11 protein-coding genes are annotated in these 16,062 nt (G+C 53.4%); 8 read left to right on the top strand and 3 right to left on the bottom strand.

Going from position 1 to position 16,062, the window contains the following annotated elements; genetic code table 11:
* Positions 1–172: 172 nt before the first annotated feature.
* Both QA596_12600 and QA596_12595 read left to right on the top strand, forming a co-directional pair.
* Positions 173–595: a hypothetical protein gene (locus QA596_12600; GenBank protein ID MDG5768296.1), complete on the top strand. Its 423-nt coding sequence runs from the start codon at positions 173–175 to the stop codon at positions 593–595.
* 321 nt (positions 596–916) lie between these two features.
* On the top strand, positions 917–1,453 hold the full coding sequence (locus QA596_12595; protein MDG5768295.1) for a hypothetical protein: 537 nt from the start codon (positions 917–919) through the stop codon (positions 1,451–1,453).
* A gap of 117 nt (positions 1,454–1,570) precedes the next feature.
* Here QA596_12595 and QA596_12590 read toward each other — a convergent pair whose 3' ends face one another.
* Entirely contained in the window at positions 1,571–3,025 is a 1,455-nt protein-coding gene (locus QA596_12590) for a hypothetical protein (protein MDG5768294.1), read from the bottom strand.
* Positions 3,026–3,323: 298 nt separating this feature from the next.
* On the opposite strand from QA596_12590, the gene QA596_12585 reads away from it, so the two are divergent.
* From QA596_12585 to QA596_12570, 4 genes are all read left to right on the top strand, one after another.
* Positions 3,324–5,642 carry a TonB-dependent receptor gene (locus QA596_12585; GenBank protein ID MDG5768293.1) on the top strand — a complete coding sequence of 773 codons (2,319 nt, stop codon included), beginning with the start codon at positions 3,324–3,326 and terminating at the stop codon, positions 5,640–5,642.
* Positions 5,643–5,677: 35 nt separating this feature from the next.
* Positions 5,678–6,484, top strand: a complete 807-nt coding sequence (locus tag QA596_12580; protein ID MDG5768292.1) for a hypothetical protein — start codon at positions 5,678–5,680, stop codon at positions 6,482–6,484.
* An 81-nt stretch (positions 6,485–6,565) separates the two neighbouring features.
* Entirely contained in the window at positions 6,566–7,720 is a 1,155-nt protein-coding gene (locus QA596_12575) for a histidine kinase (GenBank protein MDG5768291.1), read from the top strand.
* A 33-nt stretch (positions 7,721–7,753) separates the two neighbouring features.
* The gene (locus tag QA596_12570) at positions 7,754–8,521 is read left to right on the top strand and encodes a LytTR family DNA-binding domain-containing protein (GenBank protein ID MDG5768290.1); all 768 of its coding nucleotides are present in this window, start codon (positions 7,754–7,756) and stop codon (positions 8,519–8,521) included.
* Between the two features lie 120 nt (positions 8,522–8,641).
* On the opposite strand, the gene QA596_12565 is transcribed toward QA596_12570, so the two are convergent.
* Complete coding sequence (locus tag QA596_12565; GenBank protein ID MDG5768289.1) at positions 8,642–11,437, bottom strand: PAS domain S-box protein; 2,796 nt, start codon at positions 11,435–11,437, stop codon at positions 8,642–8,644.
* Between the two features lie 355 nt (positions 11,438–11,792).
* On the bottom strand, positions 11,793–15,086 hold the full coding sequence (locus QA596_12560; GenBank protein MDG5768288.1) for an amidohydrolase family protein: 3,294 nt from the start codon (positions 15,084–15,086) through the stop codon (positions 11,793–11,795).
* A gap of 170 nt (positions 15,087–15,256) precedes the next feature.
* Here QA596_12560 and QA596_12555 point away from each other — a divergent pair, with 170 nt between their 5' ends.
* Together QA596_12555 and QA596_12550 are read left to right on the top strand one after the other, a co-directional pair.
* A complete protein-coding gene (locus tag QA596_12555) occupies positions 15,257–15,394 on the top strand; it encodes a hypothetical protein (GenBank protein ID MDG5768287.1) in 138 nt (45 codons plus the stop codon).
* A gap of 199 nt (positions 15,395–15,593) precedes the next feature.
* A partial coding sequence (locus QA596_12550; GenBank protein ID MDG5768286.1) for an MFS transporter occupies positions 15,594–16,062 on the top strand: 469 nt, incomplete at its 3' end.

The following is a 16,062-nucleotide window of genomic DNA, read 5'->3' as shown; positions in this document are numbered from 1 at the left end:
TAATTTACTCTCAATTTATAATTGGCGCCACAAAGGATATCGTTCTTGGTCATTTCAAAACCGGTAAAAGTATTGAATTAATCACATTCAGCTTGAGGCACTATGAAAAGATCACCGCTTTTTGGTTTCATTTTGGCTGTTTTTTTCTGTTTTGTATTTAGTCAGTTGCAATTTGCTTGATTCCAGTCAACCGAGCGAACCTCTTGCATTTGAAAAAATGGAAGTGCAATACACCAGGTTTGGAGGATGGATACATAAATCCGAACTATTTGTCCATTCCTCGGGTATTGCCAGTGCAAAAGTAACAGGCCATGCAAGCGGAGAAGTAATCAGGGATACTTCAATAACGTTAACGGAAGATCAACAAAAAATGCTTTCAAACTCTTTTGCTTTTTTTAGTCGATATGAAAGACATTATCAACCGGATAAATTCATGACTGACGGAGACTTTCATCAGATTATATTAACATACGATGGCGTCGCAGATACAGTCTTAACATATATGCCTTATGAATCCAAATTACCCAAAAATCTTTTGAGGCTTATAGAAGATTTAGATCAGCTTCATCAAATTATTTTGCAATCAAATAATTGATTTGCAATTTAGCTTGCATTTAAATGATTTGAGATAATCCAGCACGGATCATTTCTTTTTTATTCAACCGGACCTCCCTGCAAGCTTCCCCAATGCACATTTATTTTTAATTTATGAGTTTTTTCGTTATTGGTGAATTTTTCATAAACCTGTACCGTTATTTGCCTAATCATACATCAAAGAACAAATCCTATGAGAAATCAATGCATTTCCATAACGATCTTATCAATAGTCGGTATAGCGATATTCTTTACTTTTGTTTCAACTTCCTGTAACACACCAACTGACTTGAACTGCGGACCTTTTCCTGATAAGTTTCGAGTGACTGATTTTACAACATCAATTAAAAAAGTCACTCATTATGATTCATCATCCATATCTATTCAGCTTTCAATAATTCAGAGCGATTCAATTCAATTTGATGAATTTGCTATTAATATGTATCCGGTTCAAGAATATTTCTATTCGAGTGTATTTTACAAAATAAACTTTCAATTCATTCAAAGTGCTTACGCGTGTTCTCCCATAGATCCCGTTTCGGATGACAAGATTTTAGATATTCAAATCTATAGTGATAAAGATTTCAGTGATGAATATCCTGCCGGAGAAAATCTTGCTGAACTATTCGAAGTTTATGCTCTGTATATGCGTGAAGGTCCAGGGCGTATCAATCTCATTGATTATATCGCTGAAGAACCGAATGTACCGGATCAATTGATTCTTTTATTACAATCCAGTCCGTCAAAAACTTCTGATATTCAATTCTCTGTACGCTACTTACAAGATGGTGAAAAATTAAATGAATTTGAGTTTACAACTGAACCTGTAACAATCATTCCAAAAATGATTGGCCAATAACCAGCGGCTCAAACGAACGAGATAACGATTCGGTACAACAAAAAATGGTTGCCTCGCCATATTCTCAGAGGGAGCATAGCCGCTGCAGGTTTAACCTGAGCCTCATATCGCGGACCGTCACTCCTGCCTGACCGATATCCTCAGTACTCCGCTCTTGATCCACCTGAAATCGGATTTGTGTGACTTGAGCGGGATGTCGAGCGTGCCATCATCCAGCAGCCGGCCCGGCCTGGCTTCAATATCGGCATCCAGTGCGCTCCATGCGTATCGCACTTTCCGGCGGCCTTGCGCATCGGGGTCACCCACTCCGATCGTCAGGGTTTTGTGGAACAGATACTCGCCGAAATATCGCCGGTTTCGCCATATTTTCCGGTCCCTGACATGCTTGGGTACGATTTTGATTTCGATCTGAAGGTGCGAATATCTGCTGCTTCCGGCACGCTGTGACTTCGCCAGATAGGTCCGGAAAAGGGTCTCGCTGCCCGCGGCCAGCTCATCCGGAACGACAACCGTACCCGACCCCTGCTCTTCAAGTTGCCCGGTCATGGTGATATCCTCCCCGGCGATCGACACCCTGGTCTCCAGCAACAGATAGCGCAGCGTATCACGATCCGGATAGGAATCGGTTATTCTGACACCAACCAGGTCAAACTGGATACTGGTATCACCGAATAAAAAACGCTGGAGGTTCTGATACCCCTCCTCCGAGTTCACAATGCCGTAGGGCCCGCTGTGGCTCCGGTAGACATAGGCGCGGCTGCTGCCTTTTACATAGGCGTTTTTAACCTGAACCAGTCCGTCGCTGCCGGGCCCCACCGCGCGGCGGCTCCATCCCCCGGCAACATCGTAATCCTGATAATTGGTACCGATCATGGAAAAAACTCGCTCCACCGGGAACCGACCCTCCAGACTGTTGGCCTCCTCTCCGGAAAGATCAAGGTACTCTTTCATTCTCCGCAGACCGAACGTGTCCGAGTCGTTGATTCCGAAAGCGTCGCGCACCACCGTCGCCCAATTCAGCCCTTTCCGGAAATGTATGCCGTTGTGCGGAGTGCCGTAGGTGAACAGTTTGGCGATTTTTCCGACGGCCTGTTCCCTCCAGAATTTCTGAATAAGCGATCGGCAAATGAGTCCGCCCATGGAATGAGCCACCAGATACACCTGGGGTGCTCCGGTCTTTTCCAGCACCCCGTCTATTACCGTGCCCAGGTTCTGCGCCAGCACTTCAATCTCTTTCCGAATGCCCTCTCCCATAATTTTTGAGGTGATATCGTAGTACCGATACACCCAGAGAGAGGAAAACGGATACTCGTCACCGGGCTGCTCCCTGAGCAGCTCCAGGACACCCTCATCACACCGGACGAAATAGTCCACATATCCATAATCTTTCATCAGGCGGATGAGCGGACTCTCAAAAATGGAAAAGCCCGGTTCGCCGTCCACACCGGCCCTCACTTTGGTGCTCCCGAGATTGAAGCCGTAATATGGCAGGTCAACCGTCGACTCCACGGCACCACTGCTACCGGCATACCCTCTGACATATATGATAGGCAATATCTTGTTCCTGTCCATATTCCCCCCGCATTTGTTGAGACAGCCCCCGGCTGCATGCCATCATCCTGTTGATTTCATGCAAGATACATCTGCGTTGCCACTTCTGCAAAACAAGCTCCACTACAGGTTTGACGATTTTGCCAACAGCCTGTTCGCTCCGAAATTTCCGGGTTAGCGATCGGTACATGAATTCGGGCAGATTCATCCCCCAGAATTCCCCGTTCATCCGGCCCATCCAACCATTCATCGTTTTTATTTCCGGCAGGAGTCCGTTCCGGGATAGATTCCGGTAACCTTTAACCTCTCCAATTCAACGATGAGCGTACTCCTGACCCTTTGTCTGGCTCTGCTTCCGCTTCTCTCCCATCAGGGCGGTGCCACCGGAGCACTGGCATCCGCTGATAGCAGCATTCCGTCAACCGGCCATACCAGTTCCACAAAAATGGAATTCGGTCACACCCAACTCTTCGAAACGGACGGTGTACCTCCGCAGGCCGTCATCCGCGGAACCGTAACGGATTCCGGAGGAGAACCGATGCCTGGCGTAAACATCTACCTCAGAAACACCTATACCGGAACTACCTCGGATGAAAACGGCCGGTTCCGATTTTCGACCACAGCAACGGGGGAGCATATTCTGGTATTTCAGTTTCTCGGGTTCAACAGCGTGGAAAAACCGGTGTCGCTGCCGCCTGACCAGACCCTGGACTCTGCTAGCCCCGACATCCGGGTGGACGCCGTCATGAGAGAGTCGGTAACCTGGATGTCTGCCGTAACGATCACCGCCGGCACCATGGAGGCCTCCGAAGAGAGCCGGGCAGTTGTACTGCGGCCACTCGACATTGTAACCACCCCCTCGGCGATGGGTGACCTCACCACCGCGTTTCAAACGTTGCCGGGAACCAGCACTTCAGGCAGCGACGGCAGGCTGTTCGTCAGGGGTGGGGACGCGACCGAAACCGGCATCTATATGGACGGGCTCCGAATCGGCAACGCCTACGGCACCACTCCACACAACGTGCCGACCCGGACCCGCTTCGACCCGTACCTGTTTCGCGGTTCCTTTTTCAGTACAGGCGGTTTTTCGGCGGAATACGACCAGGCCCTCTCCTCGGTCCTGGTATTGCATTCGGTGGATGAACCCCTGCGCACCCAGACCGACGCCGGACTTCTTTCCGTCGGCGGATCCCTGCGTCATACACAAACAGGAAGTCGCAGCAGCCTGATCGCTTCCGCCAACTATACCGACCTCACCCCCTTCCACCGCGTCATCCCGCAAAATCTGGAGTGGGACCGCAGTCCGTTCAGCCGGGATTTCTCCCTTGCAGCGCGTCACAAGCCATCGTCCCTGACCCTGCTTAAAGGATATGTCCACCATGAGTCGGGCGGACTATCCCTGTGGGACCGGGACGGTGCCCATGGCCCCGCCAGTTCCGGCTTCGATCACCTCCGGATCGACAACAGTTACACCTACACGCAGTTCGCGTTCCGCCGCGCAGGTACCGGCCGCGTCATCCGGGGCGGCCTTTCCGCTTCCCTGAATAACGACACCTTTGTGTTTTCCGCTGCCGAGAACGGTGCCGGCGTCATGGAACTCGGAGTCCGGCAACAGCAGCTTCATGGAAAGGTAGTGGCGGATCATCAGGTTGCCGACCGGATGCTGCTCAAAACAGGTGCCGAGGCCTTTGTAAACCGGTACCGTGAAGAAATCCTCCCGGAACACATGGAGCGAAGCCTGTCCGGCCTGCTTGGAGGCGCTTTCGCGGAAGTCGACTATCTCTTCAGCAATGCGCTGACGGTCCGCGCCGGACTGCGTGTCGCTTACAGCGACCTGGCCGGTCAATGGTGGCTGCCACTTCGTTTTTCCATGGCATGGGAGCTGCCCCACGGACTCGGTCAGGTTTCCGCGGCGGCCGGCACCTTCCACCAGATGCCGGATGAGGAGCTGCACGTGGTGCAGCCCGATATGGCGGTATCCGAATCCCGTCACCTGATCCTGAACTACCAATACCGCAGTACGGTTCGCACCTTCCGCATCGAAGCCTACCACAAGGAGTACGACAAACTTGCCACCTACCGTGGTTCCCGTTTCCGGTATCACGATATCGCGCAAACCGGAAGTGGTTCGGCCAGGGGGTTTGATGTGCTGATGCGTGACACCGGCAGTTTCACCAACACCGATTTCTGGATCAGTTACAGCTATATCGACAGCCGCAGGCAATTCGGCGGGTATGAAAGCCGGGTGCAGCCGGCCTTTGCGCCCCGACATAACGGATCACTGGTGGTCAAGCGATTTATTACGAAACTGCAATCCCAGCCCGGACTTTCACTCACCCTGAATGACGGATACCCCTACACCGATCCCGGTCAGCCCGGTGAAATGAACGCCCGCACCCGCACCTATGCCGACCTGAGCCTGAGCTGGAGTTACCTGCCCCGGCCCAACATCATCATCCATGTGGCATGTTCCAACGTAACCGGACGAAACAATGTCTTCGGATATGAGTATATCATGGATACATCGGGAAGTACACAGCGTCAGGCGGTGCGTCAAACCGCCCCGCGATTCTTCCTGGTCGGTCTTTTCTGGACTTTTTCCGGTGACAAAACCGCCAATCAACTCAACAACCTGTAACTGATTACCTCCCTAATCCAAAAAAAAACGGATCCATGAAAACCATGATACTGATTATTGTGCTCCTGCTCTCAGCAGGCCCTCTCCACTCCTTCGCAAATTCCCCCAACCATGCCGATCCGCTATCTTCGGACGCCCGATATCACAATGATGCAACCATCGCATTCGGGATTGAAGCCGACAATGATGTCGCAGACGTCTACAGCAGCGCCCCCGACACCCCCAAACCCGACCAGGAATATATCCAGGCCATGCAATCGTTCAACCGCCAAATGGATGAAGCCATGAAAAACGGCTCTCGGCAACAAATGCGCGAGGCCGCAAACGGATTCCTGCGCATCGCAGAGGGTCACCCGGACCGCTGGCATCCGCCGTACTACGCGTCACTGGCGTACGCTCTGATGGGTTATATGCCCGGCGAAAATCCGGATGAACAGGACGCCTTTTTTACCGAGGCCGAACGACTTGCTGGCGAATCGGAAAGCATGGTGTCGGAAAGTCAGATTGCGGAACGTGCCGAGATCACCGTGCTGAAAGGTTTTATAATGATGGGCCAGTTAAGTCTTCGTCCATCAGAACGCGGGCAGACATTGTCACCCCGGGTATTTAAACTGTTCGGTGAAGCCATCCAAATGAACGAGAAGAACCCCAGAGCCCAGGCGCTCATGGCCCGGATGCAGTACGCGACCGCATCCTATACCGGGCAATCTACAGACGGACCCTGCGAAGTGGCCCGAAATACGTTCCAGTTGTTTGATCATGAACAGGAGTTTCAGAACGATCCGCTGGCACCGAATTGGGGGCGGCTTATAGCCAACCAGTTAACCTCCATGTGCGAATAATGCGCCAACGGTTCCAAATGCTTCAAAATTGGTAATTCTCCCCTATCTTCCGGGGGTATAACCGGAACAAACAGGCTAACAATGGACAGAACCTCCAATCCTTCCGCAACGGCTCCGGATCCTGATTCCGGGGCCGAAACGGTGTCCGGAAGGAATGACGCGGCACCCCCCGGGGCCAACTACGGTCAGAGGGTGTTCGGGAAGGCGGGACCGTTTCTGTTGATCAACGCCGGAATCGCGCTGGCCGTAACCGCCTTTATCTGTTTTTCCTGCTTTTTCGAACCGGGACAGACCGCCCGGCTTCTATCCCTGTTTTCTCTCTCGTTTCTGATGAGCTCGGCGCTGAGCTGGGGCGGCGACCGGGTTGACCGTTACTTTGAGTCGCGCTTCTCCTGGCTGGAGCAGCCGGTACTCCGCCTGCTGCTCACTACCCTGTCTTACCTGGCTTTTGTTTTTGTGATCGGCTATGTGCTGCTATCGCTGTATGTGGCCGTAACCGAGGGGCAGCTCATTGTTATCGATTACTCCTGGAGGATGATTTTTTCCGATGTGCTGTTGACGATGGGCATCGCTCTGGTGATCATTTCGATATTCATCGCGCGGTCCTGGCTGCTGCAGTGGAGGCGGTCGGCGGTCGAAGCCGAACAGCTTCGAACAGAGCTGGCCGATGCACGCTATCGTGCACTGGTGGACCAGCTCAACCCGCATTTTCTGTTCAATTCGCTCAACACCCTCTCCCATCTGGTCCATGACGATCCGGAAGCCTCGGATCGTTTCATCCGGAAACTATCCCAGATCTACCGGTACCTGCTGGATGTGCAGCACGAAGAACTGGTGACACTGGAGCGGGAACTCGCTTTCGCGGAAGATTATCTGTCGCTTCAAAGCATCCGGTTCGGAGAGCGGCTGGTGTATGAGCTGAACCGGCCCGGCGAAGAGATCCGCCGCCTTCTGCTGCCGCCTCTATCGCTGCAACTGCTGCTTGAAAACGCCGTCAAACACAATGCCGCAAGTACCGGCAAACCGCTTCGGATCACCGTGGACACCGATCATCAGGAGCTGGTGGTCACCAATACCCGCCGGCCCCGCAGTTCTCCTTCAGGCGAGTCCCGGGGGGTGGGCCTGCGGAACATAAAAAGGCGCTACGCGCTGCTCACACGGAGAGAACCCAGAATTGAACAGACCGAGACGGAGTTTCGGGTCGCCCTGCCTCTGCTGCACACAGGTGATTCATAAAACATGACACAGTTTAACCCGCCCTGAAACCCAATGGACCTGTTGATAATCGAAGATGAAATGCCCGCGGCCGAGCGATTAAAGAAACTCGTTAAGCAGGTGAAGCCGCAGGCCCGGTGCCTGGGGCCCCTCGACAGTATTGAAGATTCCGTGGCCTGGCTCCGGTCACATTCCGCCCCGGACCTGATCCTGTGCGACATTCATCTCGCGGACGGCATGAGCTTTGACATCTTTGAACAGGTGGATACCTCCGCGCCCATCATCTTCACTACCGCATATGACCAATACGCCATCCGGGCGTTCAAACTCAACTCTGTGGACTATCTGCTGAAGCCGATCGACCCGGAGGAGCTGCGCCGGTCACTGCAGAAGCGGGACCGATGGCACAACCCAACATCCCCGGAATACGGAAGCCTGGATGTCCGGCAGTTGAAGAAAATGCTCGCGGCCACGACCGGCCCCTGGAAAACCCGCTTTCTGGTGAGAAGCGGCGACATCATCAAAAGCATAAGCGTTCAGGAGATCGCCCGCTTTTCCAGTGAGGACAAGGTGACGCTGCTGCATACCCGTGACGCAAAGGCTCGTATTGTGGATTATACACTGACCGAGCTGGAAGAAATGCTGGATCCCGATTACTTTTTCCGGCTGAACAGAAAATGTATCGCTTCCATCGATTCGGTCGAAAAGATTACGGTTTATTCGGGGAGCAGGCTAAGCGTGCAGTTGAAAGATGCAAAGGGTGGAGAGGAGATCGTTAGCCGCGACCGTGTGACGGAGTTCCGTAAATGGATGGGGCAGTAGTTTTTTGAAAGCATCGGTCGGATTCAACACAAATCCGGGCTTTCACCCAAACATCCCGCTTTCCGGGTACTTTTTACAAAATACATGCGCTTCCGCGCAATGAAGTGGTTCCCGGCTGAATTACCTGCTTCTCAGATCAAAGGAAACTTTCTCCGAACCGCTATGAATACGATGCCGGCTCACGCTTGATCCGGATACATGCGATTTGAACCGCATTTCAATGCGGGTACCCGTAGAAATATCGACCGTCATCCTGCCGCGTAATTGCTGGACCAAACCCTGCACCATCTGTATTCCGAGCGAGTCGATGGTTCCCGTTTTGATATTTTTGACGATTTTCTCACTCAGGCCGATGCCGTTATCGCGGTAGGTTAAAACGATATCTGCCCCGTCGGTACCCAGCTCCAGGCAGATAACACCCTCTTCCCGGTCGGGAAACGCATGCTTGAATCCATTGGTAATCAATTCATTAAAAATAATGCCGCAGGGAATGGCCCGGGTGATGTCTATGGTAACCGGCCTGGTCTCGTAGTTGATGGTGATCCCGCTTTTCAATCCGGAATAATGGGAGCGGATATGACCTGCCAATGCTTTTAAATACTCATCAAAACGAATTCCCGAAAATGAGTCGGCCTGATAGAGACTTTCGTGAATCAAAGCCATGGAGCGGATGCGGCTCTCGGCCTTCATCAATACTTCGCCGCTGCCGGTATCCATGTAGCGATCGGCATCGAGCCGAAGCAGGCTGGAAATAACCGCGAGATTGTTTTTAACGCGGTGATGAATTTCGGCCAGCATCGCGTCCTTCTCCTGGAGGTTCTTGCGGATCAGAGACTCCTTGTATTTACGGTCGGTGATATCCGCGAATATACAGGCAAACTGGTTTTCGGACGGACAAAACGTCTTTACTTCAAAATACTTATCGAACTCGGACGAATAGTTCTCAAAATAGGCCGGACGCCCCGTGAGGGCCACTCTTCCGTATTCGTAAACCCACTGGGCTTCGGTTTCCGGTAACACTTCCCGCACAGATTTACCGATGATCTCCTCGGATTTAAGTCCGGTTATATATTCAAATGCCGGGTTCACTGCCAGAATGCGGTAATCAACGGGAGTCCCCGTATCATCTCGAACAATTTCATGCAGGGCAAATCCGTCCAGCATTTCCTGGAACAAGCTCTGATAATTCCTCTCTGTCCTTCGTTTGTCAGTGATGTCTTCAAACATGGCATATGCCTTGTACGGGGTCGTTTCACCCCGACGGAACAGCGGCACAGCGGTAATAGAAAGCCAGACATGTTCTTTCAGCACCGGATGGTATACGCCTCGAACAACCGGGCTTACCGCCTGTCCTGTCAGAATTGCCTGCATGGCGGGATGCTCTTCCCTGGGTACCGGACTTCCCACTTCGGTGATCATATTCCATATGGCGTCAAATGAGGTTTTACCGATCAACTTTTTCTGCGACCTTCCCAGTATCTTTTCCGCCTGCGTATTGGCTGAAATAATCGTGCCATCGGCATCCTGATAAATCACCCCCTGGGGCATGGTATCGAACAGACGCCGGTTTTTCTCCTCACTCTTCCAAAGCTCCTCTTCAAACTTCCTTCGCTCCATCACGTTCAAGAGCATCTGAGAGTAGACCTTCAGCAGTTGCTGTTCGTTTTCGCCGAATTGGTGATTACCATCCTGAGAATGAAATCCGACAAAGCCAGTGCAGCCATTATTATTGATCATCAGAGGGATCGCAAGCAGACTTTTTGCGCCTTGTTGCTCCAAAAAACGCCTCAAAGCAAAATCTTTAGTCAACTGTACGGTGTTGCGGATGTAAACAGGCTCGCCGGCTTTATGCTTTTCTACACACGGCTCAAGGGTATCCATGGAAATTTCTTTCCCACCGACTCCTGGCAGCTTGCTGCCTTTCCGGATCCACTCATGGGAATAGTTTGCCGTCCGTTTTTTGAAGTCATATTCCACAATAAAAGCGCTGTCTGCTTTTGTAAAAAGGCCTACTTCAGACAACGAGCGGTGAATCTCCGGCTCAATATCATCAATCGGCACATTGATAAACCCGGTGGAAAGCCGAACCAGCAATTGCCTGAGCTCCTCTTCGAATTTTGACCTTCTTTCAGCCTCTTTTCGTTCGGAGATATCGATATCAATACAGAACATCAAAGCCGGTCGGCCGGGCTTATTTACAATGGTATGACTGGAGTACACCGGTGCAGGAGCACCCCCCTTTTTCATTAGTACCAGTTCATCGGCAGGAATGGCCACCCCGGTTCGGGCCATCTCCCTGATCGCCCTGGATACCGGTTTTTTCATTTCAGGGGGTATGATGAGATCCAGCAGGTTTTTTCCCAACGCTTCTTCGGCGGAATACCCGTAAATGGTTTCAGAAGCCCGATTCCAGTACACCGTTGTACCATCCATCCTGTAGCCCTGAACAGCCACATTTGGAATATTCTGCAAAAGAGACTGAAACTCCTGTTCGGCTTCCATGGCAGCCTCTTCCACAAAAAAACCATCAAGCCGAAGCGCAGTCCGGATCACGGCACCCCAAACCTCCATGGAGCCATGTTTATCCAGATAACCATATGGGGACAGTTTTTCCGCCTCTTGCAGTGCCGATGAATCGGAATTCGAGTGGATAAAAACGATCGGAAGGCCGGATTGCTCTCTAAGCACTGCTGCGGCTTTGACACCATCACGGGCACCGTTTTCAGCCAGGTCCAGCCGCGTATTCATGAGAACAAGATCAACATCTTCCGATGTGGAAATCGCATTACAGGCTTCTTCCCCGGAATAAACGACATCAACCTGGTAACCCAGCTTCTGCAGTATCTCCTCTTCCACTGCCGCCGAGGTGGCATCCGATGCTGCAAGAAGGATCTTGCTGTATTGTTTTTTCTGCATTTACGCAGCTCCTTTGTTGGTACTCAATGAGAGGCCGACCCGATCCGATGCCAAATGCAATTATCCTGAATTGCGGTACTGCCGCGACTCAGCCCGTAATAAAAAAAAAGTTTTATTGACATCCAGGTGCAGTTCATATCCGGAGCAACCTGCCTTCCGGGGCAATCAGCGCTTCCAGTATTATCGGATGGTAACAAAAAAAATGAAATACATTTCTGATTTTTTTCCAACGGCAATCTGACGGACAGGATTCTGCTCCTGAGAGCCGGCCGATCAAAGTGCTTAAAAAAACGTTCATGCACCGGTGGAGAGAACCGGCCCGGGTATCTGCATCGGAAGGCCGTGTTTAACGGGTTTATCGCTGAAAACGGAAAGGACGCCGTTCGCGTTCCCCTGGATACCGCTGGTAGAGGTTGCGGTCCCAGGCGCGCCCGTTTTTCACAACCATGTAGATATCTTCGGAGTTGCGGATATCGTCCAGCGGATTCTGGTTCAGAATCACAAAATCGGCGAGTTTTCCGGACCGGATCGAGCCCAGGTCACCTCCCAGGCCGAGATACTCCGCCCCGTGAATGGTAGCCGCCCGGATGGCTTCCAGCTCGGTCATCCCGCCCTGGACAAACATCCACAGCTCCCAATGTGCCGCCAGGCCCTGCAATTGTCCGTGCGAACCGAGCTGCACCCTTCCCCCGGCACGGACCACCTGCCGGGCGGATCTGGCAAGCTCAAAGTGGTAAAATTCCTCATCCGGAACCATCAGACGTCGCCGGGCGCGGGCATCGACTACATGACGCGGGACAAACTGCATCAGCCGGCGGTTTTCAAACACATCGTGCTTCTGATACCAGTAGTTTTCGCCCCAGATACCGCCATATCCTACCACAAGCGTCGGGGTATATCCCACATTCGAAACCCCCAGCAAGGCCAGCACATCGTTACGCAGCGGCGCAACGGGTATGGCATGTTCGATGCCGGTATGGCCATCGAGGATCATGTTGATGTTGTGCTGAAGCATCGATCCCCCTTCGGGATAGACATTGAGCCCGATTTCGCGCGCGGCCTGCAGAATCCACTGGCGCTGATCGCGACGGGGCTGGTTATAGCTTTTGACCGATATGGCCCCGACCGCCTTGTGGCGGAGCAGATGGTGGCGGGCGTCATCCAGGCTCTCGACAACGGCCTTGTTGGGGTTTTCAGCGCCATAGAGGATGAAGCCGGTGGAATAGATACGTGGTCCGATCATGCGTCCGGCCCTGACCTGCTCGGCCAGAGCGAATACCGACTGCGTGCTTGCGGATGGATCATGGGTGGTGGTCACACCGTACGCCAGGTTTGCCTCATATTCCCACAGGCGGTTAGGGGTGATGTCCAGGGCCACATATCCCATGTGGGCATGCACATCCACTATGCCCGGCATGATGGTTTTGCCGAAAACGTCGATCAGTTGAGCGCCATCGGGGATAGTCACCTCCTCCATGGGACCGACATCCAGAATCCGGTTGTCCCGTACTACAATGGTGCCGTTTTCAATGACTTCATCCCCGTCCATGGTGATGATTCGCGCATTCTGATACGCGGTAACCCCCTCGGGTTTGGCCACCGGCAGCCTTAGCGTTACCGGGATCACCTCCGGACTGTACACCGCGTTTCCGACGCGCCAGTCGTCCCGGTTTTCCGGCTGTTGCTCCGGTTCGCCGTGCAACCCGAACAGCGGACGCACCTCCTGACGGTACACGGTGTTGCCGAGTCCGAAAACCAGCCGACGGGCGTCCCTCGACCAGCTGATCCAGTCGCCGCCGTATCGTGTGAGCTGCCGAGTGGGGATGGATGTGTTGCCGGCTGAGACCTCAAGCGGCTCTCCGCCGGCGCGGGGCATGGGGGTCACATAGACGTTGTGCCGGTCCTTGAAGGCCAGATAACGGGTATCCGGCGAAAGAACCAGTTCCTCGGCGGTTTCGCTCACAACATGGTGCATCTTGTCGGTGCCGTCCGTTTTGATGCTAGCCAGTTTGGTGACCCCTTCGTCGTTCTCGAAATAGTACAAGCGGCTGCCGTCGTGGCTCCACTGCATCCGGGGCATGCGCCTGTTGGCGCCCCGGTTGGGCGTTGTGGTCACGTGAGTGGTTTCGCCGGAACCCAGATCGGTAATTCTGATATTCAGAAAAAACTCGGAACTCATGTTTTTGCCGCGGTTCACAATTCCGCTGCCCTGCAGATAAGCGACGCGGCCTCCATCGGGCGACAGCACGGGGTTGGCGTACTGGTCAGGCTGCCGCGTGAGCCGTTCGACATCGCCCGGCCGGCCGATACGCACCCGCTTGACATGGCCGCCTTTTTCATCATCCCAGGTGGAAAAAACCACATGGCGGCCGTCTCTTGACACCGATGGCGCGTATTCAAGGTAGTCGCGGGAGTTGGTCAGGCGCTCCGGGCTTCCATCCGGCAAGGCCATGCGGTAGATGTGGCCGGCGGCCTGGAAAATCAGATACTCGTTGTCCGGGGTAACAGACGGCCAGCGAGCAAGCTGCGTTTCAAACCGGCTGTCCGGAACCGGAAATTCAAAAGAGACGGCATCGGCGATATGCATCCGGACATCGGCGTTAAACGGAACGGGTCGCACGCCACCGCTATTTACCGAGATCGCGTGAATACGGCCGTCAAACGAAATGACGATCCGGTCGCTATCGGGAGTCCATGCGAATGCCGGATAGAGCCCGTGGATTGCCCAGGTCTCCTGCTGGTCAAGGTCGAGGCCATCGAATAGTACCCGCTCGCGGCCGGTGTCGATCTCACGGATCATCAGAGCCGATCGGGTGCCGATTCGCCGCACAAAAGCGAGTTTTTTGCCGTCCGGTGATGGTGTGGGGCGCACTCCGCCGCCGGTAGCTCTGGTAACCGGTTCAATGCTGCCGGTTTGCCGGTCAAATCGGTTGATCTGGAAAATACCTTCGTGCACATCGCGATTGTAGTCAAACGGGCCGGAAAAACTATAGTAGATCCATCTTCCATCGGGAGAGACGGCGGGCTCGTTCTGATCAGAGGTCCAGCTTTGCTTTTTTGTAAGCTGGAGCCCGGTGCCGCCGCCCGTATGATACATCCAGATCTCACCGGCCCCCAGCGAACGGGTATCGGTAAAATGCTTTCGGACAACCACATAGTTGCCGTCGGGAGTCCAGTAGGGGGAACTCAGCAATCGGAACGACTCGCTGGTAATTTGCCGCCGGTTGGATCCGTCGGCATCCATCAGCCATACATTGTCTCCACCGCCCCGGTCACTGGTAAAGGCGATGGTTTCGCCGTCGGGGCTGTACCTCGGCTGCATATCGAACGCGGGGCCGCCGGAGAGCTGTTCCGCGTCACCGCCGTTCAACGAAACCCGGTAGATATCTCCAAGCAGGTCGAAGACGACATACCGGCCATCCGGACTCACATCAAGATTCATCCAGGTTCCTTCATCCGTATCAAAACGGATCGTGCGCGTAGGCCATTCCTCCCACTGGTCGCCTTCCACGTGCCACTCCTGCGGTGACGGACTCTCTTGCGCGACAGACTCAGGCGGGTCGTCAAGGGTATCGGATGAGGAGGGTTGCGAAAAGGCGGCGCCTGTCAGGACGCTCAGCATGAAGTAAATCGTGACCTTGGAGATCATAAGCAGCTCGTTTTCAATGCGATCATTTTGAAAGCGGGTTGTCCTTGCGGCCTGGCTTCTGCCGGCAACATCCCGGTTATTTCATGAGATGTGAGTACCGCGGATTGCAATACCCGTTCCGTATACTTCGGTGCAAGATATAAAAAAAAAAGAACCCCTGACCATGCTCAATGGTCACCAGCGAACCACTGGCTTTTCTGCCATTTGAGTCGATTTGTCTGGAGGACCTCCTGTCCCGGCTGCTGGATTCGCATCGTGCCCCGCCAACCGGTACGCTTTCCGGTATCGATCTCTACCCGGAAAACTGATCACCCGGGTAATCTGAAAATATTCGGTTTTGTCAATTAACCGGGGCATTGTATTTTTACTCCAACCCGAACACAGCAGCCCTTTTGCGGAGCGGTCTGCCCGGCGAGGTAAGCGCTTACACCCTCAACGTTCAAGTCAGGTATGGAAGCGCTTCTGCACCGGTCCGTACTGCCCGCCACCCCATTAAACATATTCCACATGCTGAGTATTCAAAAAAACCTGACCAATTCATTTTACGCATTGCTGGCCCTGCCGGCCACGGCGATGGGATTCGGACTCTCGGTCCAGATTGCCGCTTTGAGCTGGCTTCTCACCTATCAGTACGGCCTTGAGATCACCGATATCGGACTGGTATGGGCTACCGGTCCCATTGCCGGGATCATCGGTCAGGTGGTGATCGGAATCATCAGCGACAATGTCTGGATCTGGAACGGCCGGCGCCGGGCGTTCATCGTGGTTGGCGGTGTGCTTGCTTCGCTGATGCTTCTGGCGTTGCCCAATATCGGCGTCATTCAGGCGGGTCTCGGTCTGGATGCCATCCTCGGTATCGCCATTTTGATCTCCATGGTACTGGACCTGTCGATCAACATCTCGTTCAACCCCACCCGGTCCATCATTGCGGATGTCACTCCCGAGGGTGAGGAGCGCACCAAAGGCTACACCTGGA

It is taken from the genome of Balneolales bacterium ANBcel1 (assembly GCA_029688905.1).
Classification (GTDB): domain Bacteria; phylum Bacteroidota; class Rhodothermia; order Balneolales; family Natronogracilivirgulaceae; genus SLLW01.
Note: the sequence above shows the minus strand (reverse complement) of the source record. Positions and strands in the feature narration are given on the sequence as shown.

What these genes read in the sequence shown, in the direction of transcription:
- QA596_12590 (MDG5768294.1), bottom strand. Translation starts at nt 3,025, where the DNA reads ATGGACAGGAACAAGATATTGCCTATCATATATGTCAGAGGGTATGCC.
- QA596_12580 (MDG5768292.1), top strand. Translation starts at nt 5,678, where the DNA reads ATGAAAACCATGATACTGATTATTGTGCTCCTGCTCTCAGCAGGCCCT.
- QA596_12575 (MDG5768291.1), top strand. Translation starts at nt 6,566, where the DNA reads ATGGACAGAACCTCCAATCCTTCCGCAACGGCTCCGGATCCTGATTCC.
- QA596_12560 (MDG5768288.1), bottom strand. Translation starts at nt 15,086, where the DNA reads ATGATCTCCAAGGTCACGATTTACTTCATGCTGAGCGTCCTGACAGGC.
- QA596_12570 (MDG5768290.1), top strand. Translation starts at nt 7,754, where the DNA reads ATGGACCTGTTGATAATCGAAGATGAAATGCCCGCGGCCGAGCGATTA.
- QA596_12565 (MDG5768289.1), bottom strand. Translation starts at nt 11,437, where the DNA reads ATGCAGAAAAAACAATACAGCAAGATCCTTCTTGCAGCATCGGATGCC.
- QA596_12555 (MDG5768287.1), top strand. Translation starts at nt 15,257, where the DNA reads ATGGTCACCAGCGAACCACTGGCTTTTCTGCCATTTGAGTCGATTTGT.
- QA596_12585 (MDG5768293.1), top strand. Translation starts at nt 3,324, where the DNA reads ATGAGCGTACTCCTGACCCTTTGTCTGGCTCTGCTTCCGCTTCTCTCC.